The following is a 22,715-nucleotide window of genomic DNA, read 5'->3' as shown; positions in this document are numbered from 1 at the left end:
GGAGGAAGAATTCCTTCTTCCTCCCTCTGGCCACGGCGGGCCGGCGAAGGGCGAGGAAGAGAGGGCTCTTCCAGTGCCCGGGACGTTCCGGAAAGGGAGGACTGGCATGCCCGGCTATCTCTGGATCGCCCTTGGCGGTGCCATCGGCAGCGTGGCGCGGGGCTGGTTCAGCACCGCCGCGGCGCGCTGGTGGGGGGCGGGGTTCCCCTGGGGCACGGTGGCCATCAACGTCGGCGGGTCGTTCCTGATCGGCCTCCTCGCGGCCCTCACCGCGCCGGGCGGGCGCTACGGGGGAAACGCCGACCTGCGCGCCTTCGTCATGGTGGGGCTCTGCGGCGGCTTCACCACCTTTTCCTCCTTCAGCCTGCAGACGCTGGAGCTGCTGAGGGAGGGGCGGGTCCTGGCGGCGCTGGGGAACGTCGCGGGCTCCGTGCTGCTCTGCCTGGCGGCGACGGCGGCGGGCTATGCGCTCGCGGCACCGCCCGTTCCCCCGCCGGGGATGGTGGTGATGGCGGGCGACTCGGACCTGCCCTCGTCCCGGCCGCCCACCAAGCGCTGAGGACCTCTTGCGGCACCGGGGCCTGCACGCGGCGCCTCGGCGGCCGCCCGGGCCAGGGTCGGCCCCTGGTGACAGGCTGGTCGAAGCCCGCATCCGCCTCTCCGCGCGCCCGCTCGGAACCGCAGCGAGGGGCGGGCCGGGCCCGGGGCGGAAATGGGCTCTCCCCCGCCCCTTGGCGATCCGGGCGCCCGCGCAAACAATGGTGGGATGACGATGGAACGACGGACCCGGGGCTGGACCCTGCACCGCGGCGGGCGCGGCACGCCGGCGGAGGTGCTGCGCAAGCTGACGCGCGCAATCATGGGCGTCTGCCTCTGGGACCCGGAGGAGGAGGGCATCTCCTGGGCGCTGGGCGACATGCGCTTCCTCACCGTCTCGGCGATGCTGCCGGGCATGGCGGAAGCGGCCTACGCCCAGGTCTTCTCCGCCCCCTTCGCCAGCAGCGCGGTGGAGGTGGCCTCCGGCCGCTTTGCCGCGCGCGGCGCCTTCTCCAAGCTCCCCGTCTCGGCCCGCAAGCGCGCCGCGGTGCTGAAGGATCTCGGCCTCACCTTGCCGCCCCATGGCCGGGAGGACTGGTCGCGCGACCTGCCCCCGCTGGACGAGGCCGGCTGCGCCTCCCTCGCCCGCACTGTGCTGGAAGCGCTGACGGGCGCCTTCGGCTGGACCCCGGAAATTCCCCTCCAGGCCTCCGTGATCCACGAGACGGCGCTGGGCGAGACGGAGGCCTTCATGGAGGGGCTGCGGCCCATCCACGTGGAGGGCCTGCTGCGCGAGGCCGGGCTGGAGATCGTGGAGGGCGAGCCGGAGGACGAGGATTCCGCCCCCGCCTTCCTGGTGCAGCACGGCGCCCCCCTGCCCTTCCAGGTGGAGCTGACCGACCCGGTGGAGGAGGAGGACCCGCCGGCGCTGGCCTGGCACTACGGCACCATCGTCTTCTCCCTCGCCATCAACGTGGAGGAAGGGGACGCCCTGGCCCTGGCACTGGCCCTGCACGCCCTGACCCGCTGGGCGCGGGTGGAGCTGCCGGAGGAAAAGCGCGTGGTCGTCTCCCGCCTCGACGGCGTGGAGGGCGTCACCCCCGAGGGCCTGCGCGCCATGCTGGACCGCTGGCTGGAGGAGCTGACCGCCGTTCGCAGCCGCCTGGAGCAGGGTCCGCAGGAGATGCGGGACGAGGAGGATTAGGACGCGGCCGGACGGAGCGGGGACACCGCCCGCGCGTTAAGCCGGGGCGGCATACCGGAGCGCTGGCATGGCCTACATCCTCGCGGCGATCGCGGGCGTCCTCAACATGCTGCAGTCCGGCAGCAACGCCACGCTGAACGAGAGGCTCGGGGCCGGCTCGGTCGTGCCCGCCCTCGTCGTCTACCTCGTCGGCATCCTCGGCGTCCTCGCCGCCGCCCCCTTCATCGGCAGGCCCGCGGACGGCCTGCTCCGCCACGCCGGCACCGTGCCCTGGTGGGGCTGGATCGGCGGGCTGCTCGGCGCCTTCTACGTCGTCGTCACCCTCACCCAGGCAAAGGCCATGGGCGCCGGCCCCTTCACGGCCGTGACGCTGACCGCGGCCATCGTCACCAGCCTCGTGCTGGACCATTTCGGCCTGCTGGGCTTCGAGGTGCACCCGGCCTCCGCCCTGCGCCTCCTCGGGGGGGCGCTGATGGTGGCGGGGGTGGTGCTCGTCGCCAGGTTCTGAACGGCCGGAGGTCCGGGCACCGATCGCCGCGGCCGCTCGACAAATCCTCGGGCCAGCGGCCGGACCGCAACCCCGGCCGCCTCACGCCGTCAGGCCTCCGCCCTGGTCTTTCGCTGGGCCTCCGTGGCCGGAGGGAGGAAGAAGGAATTCTTCCTCCCTCCGGACCTCCCGCCATCATCTTCTTCTTCGAACTGGTCTCGCTTCGCTGACGGTGCGTTTCGGGTCGATGACCCGAAACGACTGCAAGGGCAGAACTGACTGCCCTGGGTCAGAGACCCTTTCGATCGTCGCATCCGCGGCAGCCCTCTCGCGGGGTCCGGGGTGGCCGTTGCCACCCCGGTGGAGGGGGTTCCAAGGGGGAGGCAAAACCTTCCCCTGGGGCTGCCCGCCCCAGCAGGTCGGGACAGGGACACGCCGGTATCACACGAAGTAGCAGACGCGGTTCTTATCCTCGCCGAACGGCATCGGATCGCGGTTCAGGCGCAGCTCGAGGAAGGTGGTCGTGAAGGGCCAGAACAGGCGCGCCCTCGCGTCGCCGAACGTCTCGGGAAGGCTCACTTCCGCATCCCAGACCCCGTCCCGCGTCATCTTCACTCCATCGGGGGTGATCCTCTCGCTTCCCAGCCCGTGATAGCCCACCAGATCGGAGCCGGACGAGGCGATGACCCGCACCTTCAGCGGCGGGATATTCCCGTCGGGCCACAGGCCCCCGAGGTCCGTCAGATTCACATGGAAGCAGCGCAGGCTGGGATCTGCGCGGTAGGCGTGCACGTTCAGGTCGAAATCAACCCGCGTGCTCGTTCCGTCCGGCGCGGTCTCGAACAGCTCCATGTACCAGTCCGATATGGGATCGCGGCGCTCGTCCACCGCGCGCACCACGAACTGCTGCCATTGCGGGGCGGACCCCATCGTATCCTTCGTCGCCGCCTCCGCTTCCTGCTGCCATCCCGTAAAGCCGTCCTCGTCCTTCACGCGCAGGGCGGAGAGGACGAGGTTCAGGGCCGCTCCCTCCGGCGTGCTGAGGATGGTCGTGTGGTCCCGCCCCGCGATCAGCCAGACCGGCATGGGCAGCGTGCTGTCGGCAACGATCTCCGAGCTGTCGAACCGCTTCGCGTCATCCGGCCGGCGGGCCGCGCCGTCGCGCGCCAGGTCGATGGTGATCTTCTGGGTGTTCAGGGCGCAGCCGGCCCAGCGGACGGTGCCGTCCGTGCCGGGCTCGTTGACGAGGCCGCGCAGACCTCCATAGCTCTCGGTGCCGCAGAGAATGAACACCCAGGGCGAGTCCGGGCCCTTGCCGAAATAGGGTTTGCGGTCGGGGTTCTGGCCCAGCACGTCGATATGGGTCAGGTCCCAGGTGAAGCGGCTGCCGAGCTCAAGACCGTCGAGGATCAGGTCACCCGCCTCCATGAAGTCGGGCCCCGGTATCCTGTTGCCCTTGAACATGGCGCCGAGGAAGCCGCGCCCCTTGTGGGCGAGCGGCGACCCGAATGTGGCCGGGGCCAGGGCGATGAGACGCTTCAGGCGCCCACGGCGGCCCGGGTAGGTGCTGAGCCAGGAGCGCAGCACGAGCATGCCGGTCGAGTGGACGATCGCGTCGAAGGGCTTATCAGGGTGAATCCCGTGGCGGGTGCGCAGCGCCCGGTCGAAGCCCTCGGCGACGTCCTTGATCGTCACCTCGTTGGTGAGCGACTTGTACTCGCAGACATGCACCTCCTCCTCCTTGTAGCCCTCGCGGATGAGGGCCTGCTTCCAGGGCTTGAAGGAGGCTGCCTGGTCCGAGTAGCCGTGGATGAGTACGACCGGGTTGCGCTCTGCCATCGTCATCGGTCCCCCTGGCCTCGACCGGACGGGCATCTCTCGCCGGCCGACAGGCCCCGCGATGATAACAGCAGATCAGTGCGCAGTCGGAACCAAAAAGGCTGAGGCGGCGCCCGATGCCGAGGGCAGGCCAACCGCTCCCCCGATCGGCCGCGCGGAACCGGTTCGATCGGGCGGCCTTTCCCGGGCCGGCACATCCTGTCTGGTAAGGCGGCGGCGTGCTCGGGCGGTCCTTAGTCCACCTTCAGGAACAGGAACCCGACCGCCGCGATCAGGCAGCCCATGGCGGCGAGGTAGTTCCAGCGCAGCGGTTCCCCCAGCCCGGCCACCGAGAAGACCGCGAAGACGCCCAGCGTGATCACCTCCTGCATCACCTTCAGCTGCTGGCCGGTGAAGGTGCCGTAGCCGATGCGGTTGGCGGGCACGGCGAGGCAGTACTCGAAAAAGGCGATGCCCCAGGAGGCGAGGATGGCGAGCCAGAGGGGCCAGGCGGGGCGCTTGAGGTGCCCGTACCAGGCGAAGGTCATCAGCACGTTCGAGCCAATGAGGAGGAGGGGCGTCCAGATTGCGGCGGGTGTCATGCAAGGGGCTCCGCAGGGGATTCCACGCGGCGCGCCGGTTCCGCGGGCGGCAGGCGCCAGAGGAGGAAGAGCATGATCGCCATGGCGGGCAGGGCGGCGGCGGTGGTCATGAGGAAGAAGCCCGGCCAGCCCAGGGACTGCGCCAGCGTGCCGGAAAAGGCGCCGAGCGTGCGCAGCGGCACGGCGGCGAGCGAGGAGAGCAGCGCGTACTGCGTGGCGGTGAAGGCGCGGCTGGTGAGGCCGGAGAGGTAGGTGACGAAGGCGGCGTCGGCGAGGCCGTCCGTGAAGTTCTCGATCCCCACCTGGAGCCAGAGCATCGGCAGGCTGTGCCCGGCACCGGCGAGCGCGACGTACATGAGGTTGGAGAGCATCTGGCCGAGGCCGGTGAGGATCAGCGCGCGGGCGGTGCCGAGGCGGGCCACCACCCAGCCGCCGGCGAGCGCGCCGCCCAGGGTGGCGAAGAGGCCGAAGACGGTGCCCACCGCCGCCACCTCCTCCCGGCTGAAGCCGAGGGAGCGGTAGAAGGGCGTGGTCATGACCCCCGCCAGCGCCTCCCCGAGCTTGAAGAGGGCGATGAAGAGCAGGATGGCCAGCCAGTAGGGACGCCGCATGAAGTCCGCGAAGGGCTGCACGACGGAGGTGCTGAGGCGCCCGCCCCAGGAGAGGACGGGGGCGGGGCGCGCCGGCCCCTCACGCGAGGCGAGGGTGGCGGCCACGCCCACCAGCATCAGCGCCGCGGCGTAGGCGTAGGCCCCGCCCCAGCCGAGCGCGCCCACGAGCCAGAGCGTGCCGCCGCCGCTGGCCAGCAGCGCCAGCCGGTAGCCCCAGACGTAGCAGGCCAGGCCGTAGCCCTGCTCCTTCTCCTCCAGGATCTCGATGCGGTGGGCGTCCACCACGATGTCCTGGCTGGCGGAGAGGAAGGCGACGAATGCGGCGAGGGCGGCCGTGGTCAGCGGCGCGGCCGCCGGGTTGCTGAAACCGGTGGCGAGGATCGCGAGGATCAGGAGCGGCTGGATCAGCAGCAGCCAGCCGCGCCGCCGGCCGAGCCGCGCCAGGAGCGGCGGCGCCACCGCGTCCAGCGCCGGGGCCCAGAGGAACTTCAGCGAGTAGGCCAGCCCGATGAGCGCGGTGAGGCCAATATCGGTCAGGGAGAGCCCGCTCTCCGTGAACCACTGGCGCAGCACCTGGCCGGCCACCAGCGGCAGCGGGACGCCGGCGGAGAAGCCGAGGGCGAGGAGGACGAGGAAGCGGCGTTCGCGAAGCGGGTGCATCGGGCCGGACCGTGCCACGGGGGAGGGCCGCGGGGGAGGGCTTGGTTGGCGGTGCGGGCGGCCCCAGGGGGAGAGAGAGTTCTCTCCCCCGTTGGAGGCAGTGCCTCCAACCCCCTCACATCTTCTTCTAAGAAGCTGCCGCGGAGTGTTCGTGAGGCGGTGCGCCTGAGGCCAATGGCCTCAGGCGACTGCCAGCGCAGTCCCGGCAGCTAGGGACTCCAGAAGCACGCTCGGCCGTCGTATCCGCGGCAGCCCGATCGCGGGGTCCGGGGGGCCCGTTGGCCCCCCCCCGGCGGAGGGGTCCAGGGGAGGCGGCGCCTCCCCTGGCCACGGTCAGACCGCCCAGATGTCGGCCGAGCTGATCCCCGCATTGGCCTGGGCGAAGCCGACGACGATCCCGATCTCGCCGCCGGCGCCGTCGGCGTCGTAGACGATCCGGCCGGTGCCCGGGTCGTAGACCACCCGCTGCTCTGCCGTGGCCGCGACGCGCCCGATGCCGAACTGCTCGGCCGCGATCTCGCCGTCCACGGTGAAGGCGGTGAAGACCGAGCGGCTCAGCTCGATCCGGTCCACGCCCGCCTCGAAGTCGGTGATCGTGTTGCGCGTGGCGCCGCCATCCGCGGGGGCGTTGAAGCGGAAGCGGTCCGCGCCTTCCTCGCCCGTCAGCGTGTTGCGGCCCGTCCCGCCGATGAGCAGGTCGTCGCCCGCGCCGCCGAGCAGCGCGTCGCTCCCCGCGCCGCCGTTCAGCACGTTGCCCAGCTCGTTGCCGATGATGCGGTTGTTCAGCGCGTTGCCGAGGCCGGAGACGGCCGTGCCCATGAGGGTGAGGGCTTCCACCTCGGCCGTCAGCGCGTAGTCCGCATAGGCCAGGACACGGTCGGTGCCGTTGCCCGCCAGCTCGATCACCACGTCGCCGGCCTCGGTCACGGTGTAGATGTCGTTCCCGTTGCCGCCGGCCATGGTGTCGTTGCCGGCATCGCCGATCAGGCGGTCGTTGCCCTCGCCGCCGAGAAGCCGGTCGTCGCCCTCGCCGCCGAGGAGGACGTCGTCGCCCGAGCCGCCCTCCAGGCGGTCGTTCCCCGTCCCGGCCACGATCCGGTCGTTGCCGCCCAGGCCCTGGATGATGTCGTCGCCGTTGAGGTTCGTGGCGCGGCCGTAGAACTCCCGGAAGGCGCGGGCGTCGATGACGTCGTCGCCCCCCGTCGCGATGGCGGCGGAGCGGGCCACGACGAAGGAGACGACGGAGGGGTCGTGGTCCGAGATCTGGTCGGCGAACTCGGCGTTCATGTGCACCGCGTCGTACTCCATCCCCGCATTGGCGGCGGCGGAGAGCAGGATCTGGTCGAGGACCTGGGAGTTGCCCTCGAACACGTAGGTGTAGCGCTCGTTCTCCGGCAGGCTCTCAATCGTGGAGTAGAGGATCTGCGTGCCGGGGATGAGGGTGGGGGGCGTGTTCTCCGCCGCGCCGCCCTGCCAGGTGCCCGTCATCTCCAGCTCGCCCGTCAGGATCTTGGTGGCGGGGAAGAACTGGTACTCGTTGATGTCGCCGGTGACGACGACCTTCGGCACGGTGCCGAGCATGCTCTCGATGTAGTCGCGCACCGCCTCGGCCTGCGCCTCGCGGCGGTAGGCGGACTGGTTCTTGTCCTCGTTCGGCAGCGGCGTGTCCTGGTCCGTGCCGAAGAGGGCGTTGGAGCCGCCCTTGGAGTTGAAGTGGTTGTTGACGACGAGGAAGTTCTCGCCGCTCAGCACGCTCTCGAACACCACGGGCACGGACTTGCGGGTGCCGCCCTGGGTGGCGCCGTTGGCGTCCACGTAGGGCTCGAACTCCGGCGCGTCCACGCCGATGCGGTTCTCCGTCGGGTAGCTGTAGATCAGCTCCTGGTAGGCGGTGGTGGGATCGTCGGAGCCGGAGACGAGGGTAAGGTTGTTGATCCCGTCCAGCTCCGCCGTGCCGCCGGCGCGCACCGCGGTGGCGTCGAAGAGGTAGGCGGTCCGGATGTTGCCGCCCGGCGCCCCGCCGTCCTGGTTGTTCTCGGGCGGCGCGTCGATCGCGGCGTAGAGCTTGCCGGTCTGGTTGTAGATGGCCTGGATCAGCTCGCGCAGCGTCGCGGTGGCGTCCACCACGCCGTTGTCGGTGGCGCCGGTGCTGTCCTGCACCTCCTGGAGGGAGATGATCTCGGGCAGCTTCAGGTTGTCGCGGATCGCGGTGACGAGGCGGTCCAGCTTGTCCGGGGTGGCGTCCAGCACCGGCGTGCCGTCGCTGGGGGCCAGGTTCTCCACGTTGAAGCTCGCGATGCGGATGCGGTCCGCATGGGCCTCGATCGTGGTGACCTCCTTCTCCGTCAGCGTGTCCACGGGGGACTGCGCCTCGGTCACGTGCACCTCGAAGGCGCCGCGGTCGTAGCTCACGATGCCCGTGGCGTCACCGAATCCGGCCCCGGTGTTGTTCGTCCAGTTGAAGTCGTAGGCGCCGTCCTTGTTGTTATCCAGGTCGTTCTCGAGCTGGACGCGCTCCGGGTTGAAGTCGTAGCTGCCGGTCTGGCCCGGCTCATGGCTGACGAAGGGCGTCTCCTCCTTCGCGATCACGCCGCCATTCGGCGTCCGGTCGGGGTTGGAGGCGCCGTTGGTCACGCCCCAGCTCTCGGTGAAGGAGGAGGAGGGGGCGGTGGCCTGGAAATCCTCCAGCGTGACCGCCATGCCCTCCAGGCTCTCGTAGAAGTCGATCGAGTCGCGGACGACGTCGAAGGTGCCGGTCTCCGGGTCGTCGCCGAAGCTGCCCGTGGGCGCCACGCGCTCGCCGGGGGCGTTGCCGTTGCCGATCACCACCGGGGTGATGTTCACGGGCAGGCCGGTCTCGGGGTTCACCGCCACGGCGCCGGTCTTGAGCACGGTCGCGCCCGTCAGCTCGGTGAGGGAGAGGTTCCCGGCCTGGCCGGCGCGGGTGAACTCCGTCACGCGGGCCGTCACCTGCACCAGGTCACCCACCGCCACGTCCGCGTAGCTGCCGCCGGTGAAGACGAGGACGCCGTCGGAGGTGGCGTCGTTGCCGTCGCCCTCGGGGTCCTGGATGAAGAAGCCGCGCTCGCCGGTCGCCTTGCGGTAGATGCCGGTCACCACGCCCGTGGTGGTGACGGTCTGCCCGGCGAAGTCGGAGGTGTGGCCGGCGCCCTGGATGTCGAAAATCCGGGTGACCGCGACGTCGTCGTTCGTGATGGTGCCGGTGCCCGCGGCGTCGGTGACCTGCACCCCGCCGGTGGCGCCGGAGAGGTTGAGGGTGAGGGTCTCGTCACCCTCCACCGCCGTGTCGCCCGCGACGGCGACGGTGACCGTGCGGGTCAGCCCGTCGCCCACGCCGAAGGAGAGGGTGCCGGCGGCGGCGGTGAAGTCCGCGTCCGCGGTCGCAGTGCCGGCCGCCGTCGCGTAGTTCACCGTGAAGGCGCTGTCCGCGTTGCTGCGGGTGACGGTGAAGACGAGGTTCTGCGTGCCGTCGTTCCCCTCGACCACCGTCGCGTCGGAGACGGTGAGGGTGGTGGTGCCGGCCTCGAGCGGGGAGGAGGTGACGGCGATGTCGTCGATGCCGACCCACTCGTCACTGCCGCCGGCGTTGGTGGTGATGATCCGCACCTCGACCTGGCCCTGGTTCGCCGCGTCGGGCGGCAGGGTGACGGAGACGTCCGTGGTCTGGGTTGCCAGGCTCGGGCCGGAGGTCGCGTCGGCGACGTAGCCGTTCGGCAGGTTCGTCCAGGCGCCGGTCCCGCCCACGCGGTACTGCACGGCCAGCTGCTGCACGGCGTTGTCGATGGTGCCGTCGATGTCGCGCGCTGTGAAGGCGAGCCGCACGTCCTGCACGCCCGTGGTGTCGAGGTAGATCACGAGGTTCGGGGCGTCGGCGGTGCCGGAGCCCTGCAGGGCGACGGTCGGGTTCGCGATCTCGAACTCGGCGATGCCGCCGTTGTTGATGCTCGTGTTCGTCTGGTTGGCGATCACGTTCGCCGGGCTCGCGGTGCCGGCCGTGAGCGTCCGCGGATCCGCGCCGGTGGCACCCGTCAGATCGTCGCCACGGTAGCCGACGATGGAGGGCACGCCGGACCAGTCATCGGCGGCGGAGATCAGCCCGGCGGCGGACCAGTTCTGGGTAAGGCTGCCCTGATTGCGCAGGGACCAGTAATTGGTGCTCATGATCGCTCCCCGTAGCCCGCCGTGCCGGGCCGCCATTCGCCCGGGCAAGGCCGGGGCTGGGGGTGCTTAGGGGCGGTCTGTGACACCCCGATGAAGGCTCCATGTCGGGACGTGGTATTCTGGTAACCGGTACTGAAGGTGTGAACGGATCGCGGGCAAGGCGCAGCGGCACGCCGGGAAACGGCGCTGGTTCTTGATTTTGCGAGGTTTTGCGCCATCTACGGGATTGACGCCGCATCGGCAGGGTGCTTAGGCTTCCGGCCGGTGCAGAGCCGCAGGTCGCCCTCGTGGCGCCCCTCGGCCATCACCCTGCCCCTGCCCGGCAGCGCCCCTGCCAAGACCAGGGGCCAGGATCAGGGCACCGTCCCCGGAACCCCGCCGCCCGGCGGAGGCGCGTCCCGCGTCGATCCAGGTTCCGCGCACCCCTCCCCCATCGGCCCGCCGAACCCGGTCGGGCGATCGAGATCACCCGAATGCACCTATCCGAACTGAAGGCCAAGAGCCCCGGCGACCTCCTCGCCTTCGCGGAGGAGACCGGCGTCGAGAACGCCTCCTCGCTCCGCAAGCAGGACATGCTCTTCGCCATCCTCAAGCAGCTCGCCGACAACGACCAGGCGATCTACGGGGACGGCACGCTGGAGATCCTCTCCGACGGTTTCGGCTACCTGCGGAACCCGCAGTCCAACTTCCTTCCCGGCCCGGACGACATCTACGTCTCCCCCGCCCAGGTGCGCCGCTTCGCGTTGCGCACGGGCGATACGGTGGAAGGCCAGATCCGCGCGCCGAAGGACGGTGAGCGCTACTTCGCCCTGTTGAAGGTCAACTCCGTCAATTTCGAGCCGCCCGAGGCCGTGCGGCACCGCGTGAACTTCGACAACCTCACGCCCCTCTACCCCACTCGCCGCCTGCGGATGGAGAACCCCGAGGTGGAGGCGCAGCCCGCCGATAAGAAGGGGCCGCTGAAGGACAACACCCACCGGGTGATCGACCTCGTCTCCCCCATCGGCATGGGGCAGCGCGCGCTGATCGTGGCGCCCCCGCGCACGGGCAAGACGGTGATGCTGCAGAACATCGCCAAGTCCATCTCCGCCAACAACCCCGACGTCTTCCTCATGGTGCTGCTCATCGACGAGCGGCCGGAGGAGGTGACGGACATGGCGCGCACGGTCCGCGGCGAGGTGGTGGCCTCCACCTTCGACGAGCCGGCGACGCGCCACGTGCAGGTGACGGAGATGGTGCTGGAGAAGGCCAAGCGCCTGGTGGAGCACAAGCGCGACGTGGTGGTGCTGCTGGACTCCATCACCCGCCTCGGCCGCGCCTACAACTCCGTCGTGCCCTCCTCGGGCAAGGTGCTGACGGGCGGTGTGGACGCGAACGCGCTGCAGCGCCCGAAGCGCTTCTTCGGCGCCGCGCGCAACATCGAGGAGGGCGGGTCCCTCACGATCATCGCGACGGCCCTGATCGACACGGGCAGCCGCATGGACGAGGTGATCTTCGAGGAGTTCAAGGGCACCGGCAACTCGGAGATCGTGCTGGACCGCAAGCTCTCCGACAAGCGCGTCTTCCCCGCGATCGACATCACCAAGTCCGGCACCCGCAAGGAGGAGGTCCTGGTGGACCGCGCCGAGCTGTCGAAGATGTGGGTCCTGCGCCGAATCCTGAACCCGATGGGCACGCAGGACGCGATGGAGTTCCTGCTGGACAAGCTGAAGTACAGCAAGACGAACCAGGACTTCTTCGACGCGATGAACACCTGACCTGCCCAGGGGCTGGCCCCGGAAATGGCGAAGGGCCTGCCCCGGTCTCCCGGGGCAGGCCCTTCCTTTTTCAGACCCCAGGTATCAACCCGGGGATCGAGGCACGGGGCCGCGGATCAGTTGCTGCCGCCGCCCTGCTGGGACGGGGGCTGCGTGCCCTGGTTGCCGGCCTGCGGGTTCGGCGGGCCGCCGGCGGAGCCGAGCGGGGCGGCGGGGGAGGCGGACATGCCGGGCACGCCCGCGCCCTGGTCGCGGGTCACGCCGCCCGGGGCGTTCGGGGTGGGGGCCGTGGACACCTGCGCGAAGGCCGGCGCGGCGATCAGGCCGGCGGCGATGGCGAGCGCGAAAGCGGTGGTCTTCATCACTGTCTCTCCTGGTCTGTATGGTCTGCCGTGGACCAACGCGCCCTTCATGAGTCGGTTTCGTCCGGCGGACCTGCCGCCCCTGTCATCCGGCTCCGGATGTATGATCCCCGTTGTTCCGCTCCGGTCATTTGTCCCCGGTGCATTTGGCACGCCGCCGCCGCGGGTTCATCCTGGTGGCCTGGACAGGGGTCGGGGGCATGATGGATCGCGCGGCAGGGCTGGACGGGGCGGATGCCCCGCTGCTGGAACGGGCGGCGCTGAACGCCGTGCCGGCGCCGCGCGTGGCCTGGGACGGCTCCTTCGTGCTGCGCGCCTTCCACGGCGGCACCGGGCGGGCGAACGCCGCCTCCTCCCTGGACCTCGCCGATGATCCGGAGCTGCCGGCCCGCATCGCCCGGGCCGAGGCGCACTACGCCCGCCTCGGCCTGCCCTGCCGCTTCCGCTCCACGCCGCTGGACCCGCCCGGGTTGGCCACCCTGCTCCTCGACCGCGGCTATCGCGAGGCCGAGGGCGCGCTCGTCATGACCGGGCGCGTGCCGCCAGCGGACGACCCGGCGGCGCATCTGTGCGAGGGGCCGGACGCCGAGTGGCTCTCCGTCCTCGCCACCGCCGAGTACCAGGACGAAACCCGCCGGGCGGAGAAGAGGGAGGCGGTGGCGCTGATGGCCCGCCCCGCCGCCTGGCTTGTGCTGCGGGTGGACGGGATGGCGGCGGCCTGTGGCCACGCCGTGGCGGATGGCCGGCTCTGCGGCCTGTTCGATCTGGCGGTGCGGCCGGAGTTCCAGCGCCAGGGGCTGGGGCGCCGCCTGCTCGGCGCCCTTGCCGGCTGGGGCGCGCGGCAGGGCGCCGGCCTGTGCTGGCTGCAGGTCGCCCCCGGCAACGCCGCCGCGCGCCGGGTCTATGCGGCGTCCGGCTTCGCGGAGGTCTACGGCTACCGCTACTTCCTGCGCGACTAGCGGCGCATCCCCGGGCACGGGGCCCTCCCCGGTCAACATCGCCCGGGCTGCTGCGGATCAGGAGGCAGGGGTCGCGCCCGGGGCGGTGCCCATCGGCGCGGGCCATGGCGCACACACCCGGGGGCCCGCCGGAACCACCTCACCCGCCCCGCATCCCCTGCACCCCGGCCGGCGTCATCCCGAAGGCCGCGCGAAAGGCCGCCCCGAAGGCAGGGGCGGAGGCGTAGCCCACGGCCGCGCCCGCCCTGGCCGGCGGCACGCCCTGCGCCAGCAGGGCCGCCGCCTCCGCCAGGCGCAACGCCTGCCGCCACGCACCGAAGGACAGTCCCGTCTCCGCCCGGAACAGGCGGGAGAGGCTGCGCGGGGAGGCGCCGACATGCGCCGCCCACTCCTCCAGGGACCAGGGAATGGCGGGATCCTCCCGCAGGGCCGCCGCCATCCGGGCCAGGCGCGGCTCGCGCGGCTCCGGCACGCCGAAGGGCAGGCTGGGGGCGCGGCGGATCTCATCCAGGATCAGGGCGGCGAGGTGGCCGCCGCGACCGCGCTCGTCCCATTCCAGCGGCTCATCGCAGGCCGCCAGGATCAGTTCCCGCAGCAGGGGTGAGGCGGCGAGGACGGCCACGCCCTCCGGCCCCGCCCGCGCGGCGTCCGCGCGCAGGAACAGGGCCCGCATGGCGACCGCGCCGACGATGGCGACGGAGTGCGGCTCCCCCGCCGGCACCCAGAGGGCGCGGCCGGCCGGCACCACGAAGCTCGCCGCGTCCGTGGTGATCCGCATCACCCCGCGCAGGGCGTAGAGGAGCTGCACCCGCGCGTGCCGGTGCCGCCCGGTGACCTGGCCGTCCTCGTAGTCCCGCAGGAAGGCCGCCATGGGCCGGTCCACCGCGTCCTGCGGCAGATCCAGGTTCGGAATGACAGTTTGGCCGGCTCGCGACATCTTATGGCCCAACGTCTTGGCCCGGCCAGGATAGGTTAGGGGTGAGGAGAACGCCAATGCCAACCGACCCCGCCACTCGGCAGATCTGGTTCATCAACGCCGCGCACTTCGTCTGCCACTACATGCTGCTCATCCTCGCCACGGCCGTGCTGGGCATGGTGGCCGCCAACGGCGCGGTCTTCGGCACGGAGTACGGGCCGGTGCTGGCGCTGGGCACGGGCATGTTCGTCCTCTACGGCATCGGCGCCCTGCCCATGGGCTGGCTGGCCGAGAAGGTCGGGCGCCACGCGCTGATGGCGGCCTTCTTCCTCGGCGTCGGCGGATCGCTGCTGCTGGCTGGTTTCGTCTCTGGCCCCTGGGGTCTCGCCGCCGCGCTCGGGCTGGCCGGGCTGTTCAACGCCATCTACCACCCGATCGGCACGGCCATGCTGGTGGAGGCGGCGGGCGACCGCGTGGGCCGCGCCATGGGCAACAACGGCGTGTTCGGCAACCTCGGCGTCGCCTCCGCCCCCGTGGTCACCGCGCTGCTGGTCACCCAGGCCGGCTGGCGCTGGGCCTTCCTCGTCCCCGCCACCGCCGCCCTCGTCCTCGGCCTAATGTGGCTGCGCGAGCCGCCCTACGACGCCCGCCAGCATATCAAGAACGCCCGCCCCTTCCCGCAGATCCCGCCCGCGGTCGTGCGGCAGGCCGTGATTTCCCTCATGCTCATGGCCGTCGCCTCCGGCTTCGTCTTCAACGCCTTCACCCTGTTGATCCCGAAGCTGATGCAGGAGCGGATGGCGGACAGCCCGTCCCTCCTGCCCCTCGTCGGGGCGCTGGCCTTCACCGCCACGCTCTTCGGCGGCCTCACTCAGTTCACCGTCGGCCGGATGATCGACCGCACCACACTCAAGCGCGTCTTCCTGCCCCTCGCCCTCGCGCTGGTGCCGGCCCTCCTCGCCCTCTCCTTCCTGCGGGGCTGGGCCGTGCTCCCCGTGGCCGCCATTGCCGCCGCCGCGGTCTTCGGGCAGGTGACGGTGAACGAGACGATGACCGCCCGTTACGTCGCCCCTGCCCTGCGCGCGAAGCTCTACTCCCTGCGCTTCTTCGTCGGCTTCCTGGGCGCTGCTGCGGCGTCGCCGGCCATCGGCTACCTCCACGACGCCTTCGGCAATCTCGGCCTCACGCTCATGGTGCTCTCCGCCTTTGCCTGCATCACCCTTGCCTGCGCCCTGCTCTTTCCGGACCGGCCGGAGGAGCTGAACCCGGCCCTCTGGACCGGCAGCGCCGCCACGCCGGCCGTGGCGGCGGAGTAGGCGTCCTTTCGGCGCCTGTGGCCTCCAGGGGCGCTGCCCCTGGAACCCCGCCGGGGTGGCAACGGCCACCCCGGACCCCGCGATTGGGCTGCCGCGGATGCGATGATCAAAGGGCGGTGCCGAGCGGCTATGAACGCCGCGTCGACCTAGGCGGCCCTGTTCGTCGCCTGAGGTCATGGACCTCGGGCGCACCGTCGGACGAGCATTCCGCGGCAGCCTCTCAGAAAAAGATGAGAGGGGGTCCAGGGGGAGAGAATTCTTTCTCTCCCCCTGGGATCTCCGGGGTCGGCATGCCGAGAAGTGCCTCCACGTAGGCGCAATAGCAGGCCTGTGCGCCTACCGCTCCGGATTCCGGCTCGCAGCGCCAAGCCACGACCAAGCAGGGCCATTCCTCTCGTATATGCCTGCATTCATCGGGCCCTTCTACAACCCTTGCGCGTATCTTTAGTTTGCCTAAAGTCGGCTCATGCCCGATCTGAAACGTCTGTTCCGAGAGAGCGGCAAGCGCCAGAGCGACATCGCCGCCGCGGTTGGCCGCAGCGAGGGTGCCGTCAGCCAGTGGGTAAGCGGGGAGCGGGAGATTCCCGCCGATATCGTGCTCCGGATTGAGGAGTTCACGGGCATCCCGCGCCACCGCCTCCGGCCCGACCTCTGGGAGACGAGCGTGACGAGCAGCTCGCGGCCGACGCCGCCGGACCTGACTCATCTGCAGCGGCTGGAGGCGGAGAGCATCCACATCTTCCGCGAGGTGGCGGCCGAGGCGCGCAAGCCGGTGATGCTCTACTCCGTCGGCAAGGACAGCGCGGTGATGCTTCACCTGGCGAAGAAGGCCTTCGCCCCGGGGGTGCCGCCCTTCCCGCTGCTGCACGTGAACACGACCTGGAAGTTCCGGGACATGATCGCCTTCCGCGACGAGCGGGTGCGCGCGGCCGGCATGGAACTGATCGAGTGGATCAACCGGGACGGCGTGGCGCAGGGCATCAACCCCTTCGACCATGGCGGCGCCTACACGGACATCATGAAGACCGTGGCGCTAAAGGCCGCGCTGGATCACCACGGCTTCGACGCGGCCTTCGGGGGCGCGCGGCGCGACGAGGAGAAGAGCCGCGCGAAGGAGCGCATCTTCTCCTTCCGCTCCGAGGCGCATCGCTGGGATCCTAAGCGCCAGCGCCCGGAGCTGTGGAACCTCTACAACGCGCGGATCAACCCCGGGGAGAGCATCCGCGTCTTCCCGATCTCCAATTGGACCGAGCTGGACATCTGGCAGTACATCCACCGGGAGGGCATCCCCATCGTCCCGCTCTACTTCGCGGCGGAGCGCCCGGTCGTGACCTATAACGGCCTGACGATCATGGTGGATGACGAGCGGATGCGCGTTCCTGCCGGCCAGACCCCGGCGATAAAGCGCATCCGGTTCCGCACCCTCGGCTGCTACCCGCTGACGGGCGCGGTGGAGAGCGAGGCGGCGACCCTGCCCGAGATCATCCAGGAGATGCTGCTCACCCGCACCAGCGAGCGCCAGGGCCGCGCGATCGACCACGACGCCGCCGCCTCGATGGAGAGGAAGAAGCAGGAGGGGTACTTCTGATGGCTCATGTCAGCGACCTGATCGCGACCGACATCGGGGCCTACCTGAAGCAGCACGAGACGAAGGGCCTGCTGCGCTTCATCACCTGCGGATCGGTGGACGACGGCAAGTCCACCCTGATCGGGCGCCTGCTCTACGACAGCAAGATGATCTTCGAGGACCAGCTCGCCGCGCTGGAGTCCGATTCCCGGAAGATGGGCACCCAGGGCGAGAACATCGACTTCGCCCTCCTGGTGGACGGGCTGGCGGCGGAGCGCGAGCAGGGCATCACCATCGACGTCGCCTACCGCTTCTTCTCGACCGACAAGCGCAAGTTCATCGTGGCGGACACGCCGGGCCATGAGCAGTACACGCGCAACATGGTCACCGGCGCCTCCACCGCCGACCTGGCCGTGATCCTGGTCGATGCGCGCAAGGGCGTGCTGACCCAGACGCGCCGCCACTCCTACCTCGTCTCGCTGCTCGGCATCCGCAACGTGGTGCTGGCGGTGAACAAGATGGACACCGTGGGCTACGGGCGGGAAGCCTTCGACCGCATCCTCGGCGACTACATGGCCTTCGCCGCCTCGCTCGCGATCGACAAGGTCGTCCCGATCCCCGTCTCCGCGCTGATGGGCGACAATGTCACGGAGCGCAGCGGCAACATGGCCTGGTACGCCGGCCCCACGCTCATGGCCCACCTGGAAACGGTGGGCATCGCCCGGCAGCCGGGGAACGCGCCCTTCCGCATGCCCGTGCAATGGGTGAACCGCCCGAACTCGAGCTTCCGCGGCTTCTCCGGCCTCATCGCCTCCGGAACCGTGCTGCCCGGCGATGCCGTGAAGATCATGCCCTCCGCGCGGGAGAGCCGCGTCGCCTCCGTGCTCCTTGATGGGGAGATGCCCCACGGCACCGCCGGCCAGTCCGTCACGATCACGCTCGAGGACGAGGTGGACTGCAGCCGGGGTGACGTGATCTGCGCCGCCGAGAGCCCCGCCGAGGTCTCCGACCAGTTCGAGACCACCCTCATCTGGATGAATGATAGCCCGATGCTCAGCGGGCGCGGCTACCTGATGAAGATCGGGGCGAAGACGGTCGCCGCCTCCGTCACCACCCTCAAGCACAAGGTCAACGTCAACACGCTGGAGCAGAGCGCGGCGCGCGAGCTGAAGCTGAACGAGATCGGGGTGTGCAACATCAGCCTCGACCAACCGATCGCCTTCGATCCCTATGCGGAGAACCGCGGAACCGGCGGCTTCATCCTTATCGACCGAATGACGAACGAGACGGTGGCGGCCGGGCTGATCCACTTCGCGCTGCGGCGCGCGCAGAACATCCACTGGCAGTCCGTGGACGTGGGCCGCAATGCGCGGGCGGAGAGGAAGCGGCAGCGCCCCTGCGTGCTGTGGTTCACCGGCCTCTCGGGCGCCGGAAAGTCCACGATCGCCAATCTGGTGGAGCGCCGCCTTTTCGCCCTGGGCAAGCACACCTACCTGCTGGACGGCGACAACCTGCGCCACGGCCTCTGCCGCGATCTCGGCTTCACCGACGCCGACCGCGTGGAGAACATTCGCCGCGTGGGCGAGGTGGCGAAGCTGATGGCCGATGCCGGCCTCATCGTCCTCGCCTCCTTCATCTCTCCCTTCCGCTCGGAGCGCGACATGGTGCGCCGCCTGCTGCCGGAGGGCGACTTCCTGGAGGTCCACGTGGACGTGCCGCTGGAGGTGGCGGAGAGCCGCGATCCCAAGGGCCTCTACCGCAAGGCCCGCGCGGGCGAGATCAGCAACTTCACCGGCGTCTCCAGCCCCTACGAGCCGCCGCTCTCCCCGGAGCTGCACATCGAGACCGCGCGGATAGGGCCGGAGGACGCGGCCGAGCTGATCGTGGCGGGGATGGAGGCCCGTGGCCTGCTGCGGGGCGGCGATGCCTGACGCCGCGCTCGACCTCGCCGGGCTCCTCGCGGCCGTCCGCCCGGTGGCGGAGGAAGCGGGGCGCGCCGCGATGCGCTTCTACGGCGCTTGCACCGCCGCCTATAAGGCCGATGGCAGCCCCGTGACGGCGGCGGACCAAGCGGCGGAGAGGGTGATCCTGCCCGCGCTGCGCGCCCTGACTCCCGACATCCCCGTGGTGTCGGAGGAGGAAGCCTGCGACGACCTCTCCCCGGCGGTAGCTGGCCCGCGCTTCTGGCTGGTGGACCCGCTGGACGGCACGCGCGAGTTCATCAGCGCCAACGGCGAGTTCACCGTGAACATCGCCCTGATCGAGAGCGGCGCGTCGGTGCTGGGCGTGGTCGTCGTGCCCGCGCGGGGCGAGACCTATCTCGGCGCCGGCCCCGGCACGGCAAGGCTGGCCGACGCCACCGGCGAACGCCCCATCGCCGCGCGCCCCGCGCCGCTGGAAGGGCTGACCGTGGTCGGCTCCCGCTCCCACGGCGACGCGGCCGCAATGGAGGCCTTCCTTCTCGGCCGCAAGGTGGCCGCCTTCCGCGCCGCCGGCAGCTCCCTGAAGCTATGCCTCCTGGCGCGCGGCGAGGCAGACCTCTACCCCCGGCTCGGCACCACCATGGAGTGGGACATCGCTGCGGGAGACGCTGTGCTGCGCGCCGCCGGAGGACGGGTGGAAACGCTGGACGGCAAGCCTCTCGCCTACGGAAAACCCGACTACCGCAACCCGCACTTCGTTGCCCTGGGCGCCGCGGAGTAGTCCTGCGCGGGCGGTCTGTGGCCAGGGAGAGGAAGAAGGAATTCTTCCTCTCCCCGGACCCCTCTCCATCATCTTTTTCCAGGCTTTGGAATCAACCGGGCTGGCGGTGCGCCTCGGGTCCATGACCCGAGGCGACTGCAAGGGCAGGATCAGGTCCATCACGAGGAGGCCCCGTGTCAGGACCGCACGGCGGCAGCCAAATGGGGATCCAAGGGCCTCAGGCCCTTGGCGGGGGTCCAGGGGGCGGAGCCCCCTGGTGCTGGCGCGCGCGTCCTCAGGCCCCTGCCATCGTCAGCCCATCTATCCGCAGCGTCGGGCTGTCGGTGCCCCGCCGGAAGCGCAGGTCGTTGGCGGGGGTGATGTGCAGGAACATCTCTCGCAGGTTTCCCGCCAGGGTCACGCCGGAGAAGGGCTCGGCGAGCTCCCCGTTGCGGATCATGAAGCCGGAGGCGCCACGGCTGTAATCGCCGGTCGTGGCGTTGATGCTGCTGCCGATCATCTCCGTGACCAGGAGACCCTCGGCGATATCGGCCATCAGGGCCTCGGGCGTTAGCGCGCCCGGTTCCAGCCACAGGTTGGTGGTGGAGGGCGAGGGCGGGCCACCCACGGCGCGGGAGGCACGGCCGTTGGAGGCGAGGCCGAGCTGCCGGGCGGAGCGCCAGTCCAGCAGCCAGTGCTGCAGCACCCCGTCCTCCACGATCGCCAGCGGGGCTGTGGGCATGCCCTCGGCGTCGAAGGGCCGGGAACGGGGGCCGCGCGGGCGGGTGGGATCGTCCCGCACGGTCAGGCCCGGGGCCATGATGCGCTGGCCCATGCTGTCGCGCAGGAAGCTCGTGCCGCGCGCGACGGAGGCGCCGTTCGCCGCCCCTGTCAGGTGGCCGAGGATGGAGCCGGCCACGCGCGGGTCGTATAGCACGGGCAGGCGGGCGGTGGCGGGGCGGATGGGGTTCAGGCGGCGCACCGCCCGCTCCCCCGCGTTGCGACCCAGGGTCTCCGGCTCGTCCAGGTCCGAGAGGTGGGTGGCGGAGGCGTAGTCGTAGTCCCGCTCCATCCCCGTGCCCTGCCCGGCCAGGGCCGTGACGGAGAGGCTGTGGCCGCTGCGGGTGTAGGTGCCGGAGAAGCCGTTGGAGGCGGCCAGCGCGATCACCGTGCGCTGCCAGCCGGCATCCGCGCCCTCGGAGTTCGTCACGCCGGGGATGGCGCGGGCGGCCTCCTCCGCGCGGCGGGCGCGCGCGGAGAGGGAGGCCACGTCCGGCTCCACGCCGTCATCCATGTCGAGCGGCAGGTCGGCCACCGAGGGCACGAGGTCCGGCAGGAAGCCGAAGGGGTCCTCCGGCACGGCGCGCGCCATGGCGACGGCGCGCTCGGCGAGGGCCTCGAAGCCGCGCGGGTCGGAATCCGTGGTGGAGACGATCGCCTGGCGGCGGCCGACGAAGACGCGGAGCCCGATATCGAAGCCCTCGGAGCGCTCGACCTGCTCCACCTCTCCCAGCCGCATCCCGACGGAGAGGGAGGCGCCGGCGGCCAGCATCGCGTCCGCCGCGTCGGCCCCCGCGGCGCGGGCGGCGGCGACGAGCCCGGCCAGCGCCTCCCGCGCGTCTGCCGCGGGAAGCTCGACCGTCGCGCTCACGCCGCCAGCCTCTCGGCCACTTCAGGCAGGCGCGGCACGCGCCCGGCGGGGCCGAGAGCGGCCAGCGTCGGCGGGGCGCGGAAGGTCTTCGCCGCGGCGGCCTGCACCTGCTCCACCGTCACCGCCGCGATCCTCGCCTTCGTCTCCTCCACCGGGATCAGGCGGCCGTGGACCTGCAGCTGGCGCGCCAGCCCCTCGCAGCGCGATCCCGTGGATTCCAGGGACATGAGGACGGAGGCGCGGAGCTGCGCCTTGGCGCGGGCCAGCTCCTCCTCCGTCACGTCCTTCTGCACGCGGCGCAGCTCCTCCAGCGTGGCGGGCATCAGCTCCGCCGCCTGCTCCTCGCCCGTGCCGGCATAGACGGTGAAGAGGCCGGCATCCCGGTAGGGGGAGTGGAAGGAATAGACGGAGTAGACCAGCCCCCGCTTCTCCCGGATCTCCTGGAACAGGCGGGACGACATGCCGCCGCCGAGGATCGTGGAGAGCAGCATCGTCGGGTAGTGCATCGGGTCGCCATAGGCCGGGCCGGGGAAGCCCAGCAGCAGGTGGACCTGGTCGAGGTCCCGCTCCTCCCGGAACTCGCCGCCGGTGTAGCGGGCGGGCTCGGCGCTGTGCCCGTCGATATCAGGCAGGTCGGCGAAGTGGGTCTTCACGAGGTCCACGAGGTTGTCGTGGTCCACCGCGCCGGCCGCGGCCACCACCATGCGGGAAGGGCCGTAGTGGCGGCGCATGTAGCCCGTCAGCGCCTCGCGCGGCAGCGTCTCGATGATGGAGGCGGGGCCGAGCGTCGGGCGGCCCATGGGCTGGCCGGCGAAGGCCGTCTCCTGGAAATGGTCGAAGACAATGTCGTCGGGCGTGTCGTTCGCCTGCCCGATCTCCTGCAGGATGACGCCGCGCTCCCGCTCCACCTCCTCCGGCGCGAAGCTGGAATGGGTGAGGATGTCGCCGAGGATGTCGGCGGCCAGCGGCAGGTCCTCCTTCAGCACCTTGGCGTAGTAGGCGGTTGTCTCCCGCGCCGTGTAGGCGTTCAGGTGCCCGCCAACGTTCTCGATCTCCCGCGCGATGGCGGCCGCGTCCCGCCGCTCGGTGCCCTTGAAGGCCATGTGCTCGAGGAAGTGGGAGACGCCGTTCTCCTGCGCCTCCTCGTCCCGCGTGCCGGTGTGGGCGTAGGCGCCGATGGAGGCGGTCTCCACCCGGGCCATGGTGTCGGAGACGACGGTCAGGCCGTTGGGCAGGCGGGTGAGGCGCACGGCGCCGCCGTTCAGCGCGGGATCGGTGGCGGCGGCGAAGGTTTCTTCGGTCATGCGGCGGGGGTTGCTTCCAGGGGACGGGGCGTTCCAGCCCGTGAATGTAGTGTGCCGGGGCTTCGGGTGCGAGGCACCGGCACCGATCGTGGCGGGCGCA

17 protein-coding genes are annotated in these 22,715 nt (G+C 70.9%); 9 read left to right on the top strand and 8 right to left on the bottom strand.

Features of this window, described 5'->3' with window-relative positions; all coding sequences use genetic code 11:
- Nucleotides 1–106: 106 nt before the first annotated feature.
- From crcB to VQH23_RS08170, 3 genes are all read left to right on the top strand, one after another.
- The gene (gene crcB, locus VQH23_RS08180) at nt 107–559 is read left to right on the top strand and encodes a fluoride efflux transporter CrcB (protein WP_338665139.1); all 453 of its coding nucleotides are present in this window, start codon (nt 107–109) and stop codon (nt 557–559) included.
- A 213-nt stretch (nt 560–772) separates the two neighbouring features.
- Nucleotides 773–1,741 (top strand): hypothetical protein, encoded by a 969-nt coding sequence (locus tag VQH23_RS08175; RefSeq protein WP_338665138.1) that lies wholly within the window; start codon nt 773–775, stop codon nt 1,739–1,741.
- A gap of 67 nt (nt 1,742–1,808) precedes the next feature.
- The gene (locus tag VQH23_RS08170; protein WP_338665137.1) at nt 1,809–2,249 is read left to right on the top strand and encodes a DMT family transporter; all 441 of its coding nucleotides are present in this window, start codon (nt 1,809–1,811) and stop codon (nt 2,247–2,249) included.
- A gap of 420 nt (nt 2,250–2,669) precedes the next feature.
- Here the strand turns inward: VQH23_RS08170 and VQH23_RS08165 are convergent, their stop codons facing one another.
- From VQH23_RS08165 to VQH23_RS08150, 4 genes are all read right to left on the bottom strand, one after another.
- A complete protein-coding gene (locus VQH23_RS08165) occupies nt 2,670–4,073 on the bottom strand; it encodes a hypothetical protein (protein ID WP_338665136.1) in 1,404 nt (467 codons plus the stop codon).
- A gap of 227 nt (nt 4,074–4,300) precedes the next feature.
- Nucleotides 4,301–4,648 carry a DMT family protein gene (locus VQH23_RS08160; protein WP_338665135.1) on the bottom strand — a complete coding sequence of 116 codons (348 nt, stop codon included), beginning with the start codon at nt 4,646–4,648 and terminating at the stop codon, nt 4,301–4,303.
- Nucleotides 4,645–5,919 carry an AmpG family muropeptide MFS transporter gene (locus VQH23_RS08155; RefSeq protein ID WP_338665134.1) on the bottom strand — a complete coding sequence of 425 codons (1,275 nt, stop codon included), beginning with the start codon at nt 5,917–5,919 and terminating at the stop codon, nt 4,645–4,647. The genes VQH23_RS08160 and VQH23_RS08155 overlap by 4 nt, the downstream gene beginning before the upstream one ends.
- A 333-nt stretch (nt 5,920–6,252) precedes the next feature.
- Nucleotides 6,253–10,101, bottom strand: a complete 3,849-nt coding sequence (locus VQH23_RS08150) for a Calx-beta domain-containing protein (protein WP_338665133.1) — start codon at nt 10,099–10,101, stop codon at nt 6,253–6,255.
- A gap of 473 nt (nt 10,102–10,574) precedes the next feature.
- Between VQH23_RS08150 and rho the strand changes: the two genes are divergently transcribed.
- Nucleotides 10,575–11,858: a transcription termination factor Rho gene (gene rho / locus VQH23_RS08145; protein WP_338665132.1), complete on the top strand. Its 1,284-nt coding sequence runs from the start codon at nt 10,575–10,577 to the stop codon at nt 11,856–11,858.
- A 116-nt stretch (nt 11,859–11,974) separates the two neighbouring features.
- Here rho and VQH23_RS08140 read toward each other — a convergent pair whose 3' ends face one another.
- Nucleotides 11,975–12,220, bottom strand: coding sequence for a hypothetical protein (locus VQH23_RS08140; RefSeq protein WP_338665131.1), 246 nt, complete (start codon nt 12,218–12,220; stop codon nt 11,975–11,977).
- A 200-nt stretch (nt 12,221–12,420) separates the two neighbouring features.
- On the opposite strand from VQH23_RS08140, the gene VQH23_RS08135 reads away from it, so the two are divergent.
- Nucleotides 12,421–13,179, top strand: a complete 759-nt coding sequence (locus VQH23_RS08135; RefSeq protein ID WP_338665130.1) for a GNAT family N-acetyltransferase — start codon at nt 12,421–12,423, stop codon at nt 13,177–13,179.
- 139 nt (nt 13,180–13,318) lie between these two features.
- On the opposite strand, the gene VQH23_RS08130 is transcribed toward VQH23_RS08135, so the two are convergent.
- The gene (locus tag VQH23_RS08130) at nt 13,319–14,116 is read right to left on the bottom strand and encodes a helix-turn-helix transcriptional regulator (RefSeq protein ID WP_338665129.1); all 798 of its coding nucleotides are present in this window, start codon (nt 14,114–14,116) and stop codon (nt 13,319–13,321) included.
- A gap of 56 nt (nt 14,117–14,172) precedes the next feature.
- Between VQH23_RS08130 and VQH23_RS08125 the strand changes: the two genes are divergently transcribed.
- The 4 genes from VQH23_RS08125 to cysQ all read left to right on the top strand — a co-directional run bounded on the left by VQH23_RS08125 (nt 14,173) and on the right by cysQ (nt 19,681).
- The gene (locus tag VQH23_RS08125) at nt 14,173–15,411 is read left to right on the top strand and encodes an MFS transporter (RefSeq protein WP_338665128.1); all 1,239 of its coding nucleotides are present in this window, start codon (nt 14,173–14,175) and stop codon (nt 15,409–15,411) included.
- Between the two features lie 466 nt (nt 15,412–15,877).
- Complete coding sequence (gene cysD / locus VQH23_RS08120; protein WP_338665127.1) at nt 15,878–16,999, top strand: sulfate adenylyltransferase subunit CysD; 1,122 nt, start codon at nt 15,878–15,880, stop codon at nt 16,997–16,999.
- Entirely contained in the window at nt 16,999–18,909 is a 1,911-nt protein-coding gene (gene cysN, locus VQH23_RS08115; RefSeq protein WP_338665126.1) for a sulfate adenylyltransferase subunit CysN, read from the top strand. Before cysD ends, cysN begins: the two co-directional genes overlap by 1 nt.
- Complete coding sequence (cysQ, locus tag VQH23_RS08110; RefSeq protein ID WP_338665125.1) at nt 18,902–19,681, top strand: 3'(2'),5'-bisphosphate nucleotidase CysQ; 780 nt, start codon at nt 18,902–18,904, stop codon at nt 19,679–19,681. The genes cysN and cysQ overlap by 8 nt, the downstream gene beginning before the upstream one ends.
- Before the next feature lie 274 nt (nt 19,682–19,955).
- Here cysQ and VQH23_RS08105 read toward each other — a convergent pair whose 3' ends face one another.
- Together VQH23_RS08105 and VQH23_RS08100 are read right to left on the bottom strand one after the other, a co-directional pair.
- A complete protein-coding gene (locus VQH23_RS08105; protein ID WP_338665124.1) occupies nt 19,956–21,311 on the bottom strand; it encodes a TldD/PmbA family protein in 1,356 nt (451 codons plus the stop codon).
- The gene (locus VQH23_RS08100) at nt 21,308–22,615 is read right to left on the bottom strand and encodes a pitrilysin family protein (RefSeq protein WP_338665123.1); all 1,308 of its coding nucleotides are present in this window, start codon (nt 22,613–22,615) and stop codon (nt 21,308–21,310) included. The genes VQH23_RS08105 and VQH23_RS08100 overlap by 4 nt, the downstream gene beginning before the upstream one ends.
- Nucleotides 22,616–22,715 lie beyond the last annotated feature (100 nt).

This window comes from Pararoseomonas sp. SCSIO 73927, assembly GCF_037040815.1.
Taxonomy (GTDB): Bacteria; Pseudomonadota; Alphaproteobacteria; order Acetobacterales; family Acetobacteraceae; genus Roseomonas.
This window is presented reverse-complemented; position numbering and strand designations above follow the sequence as displayed.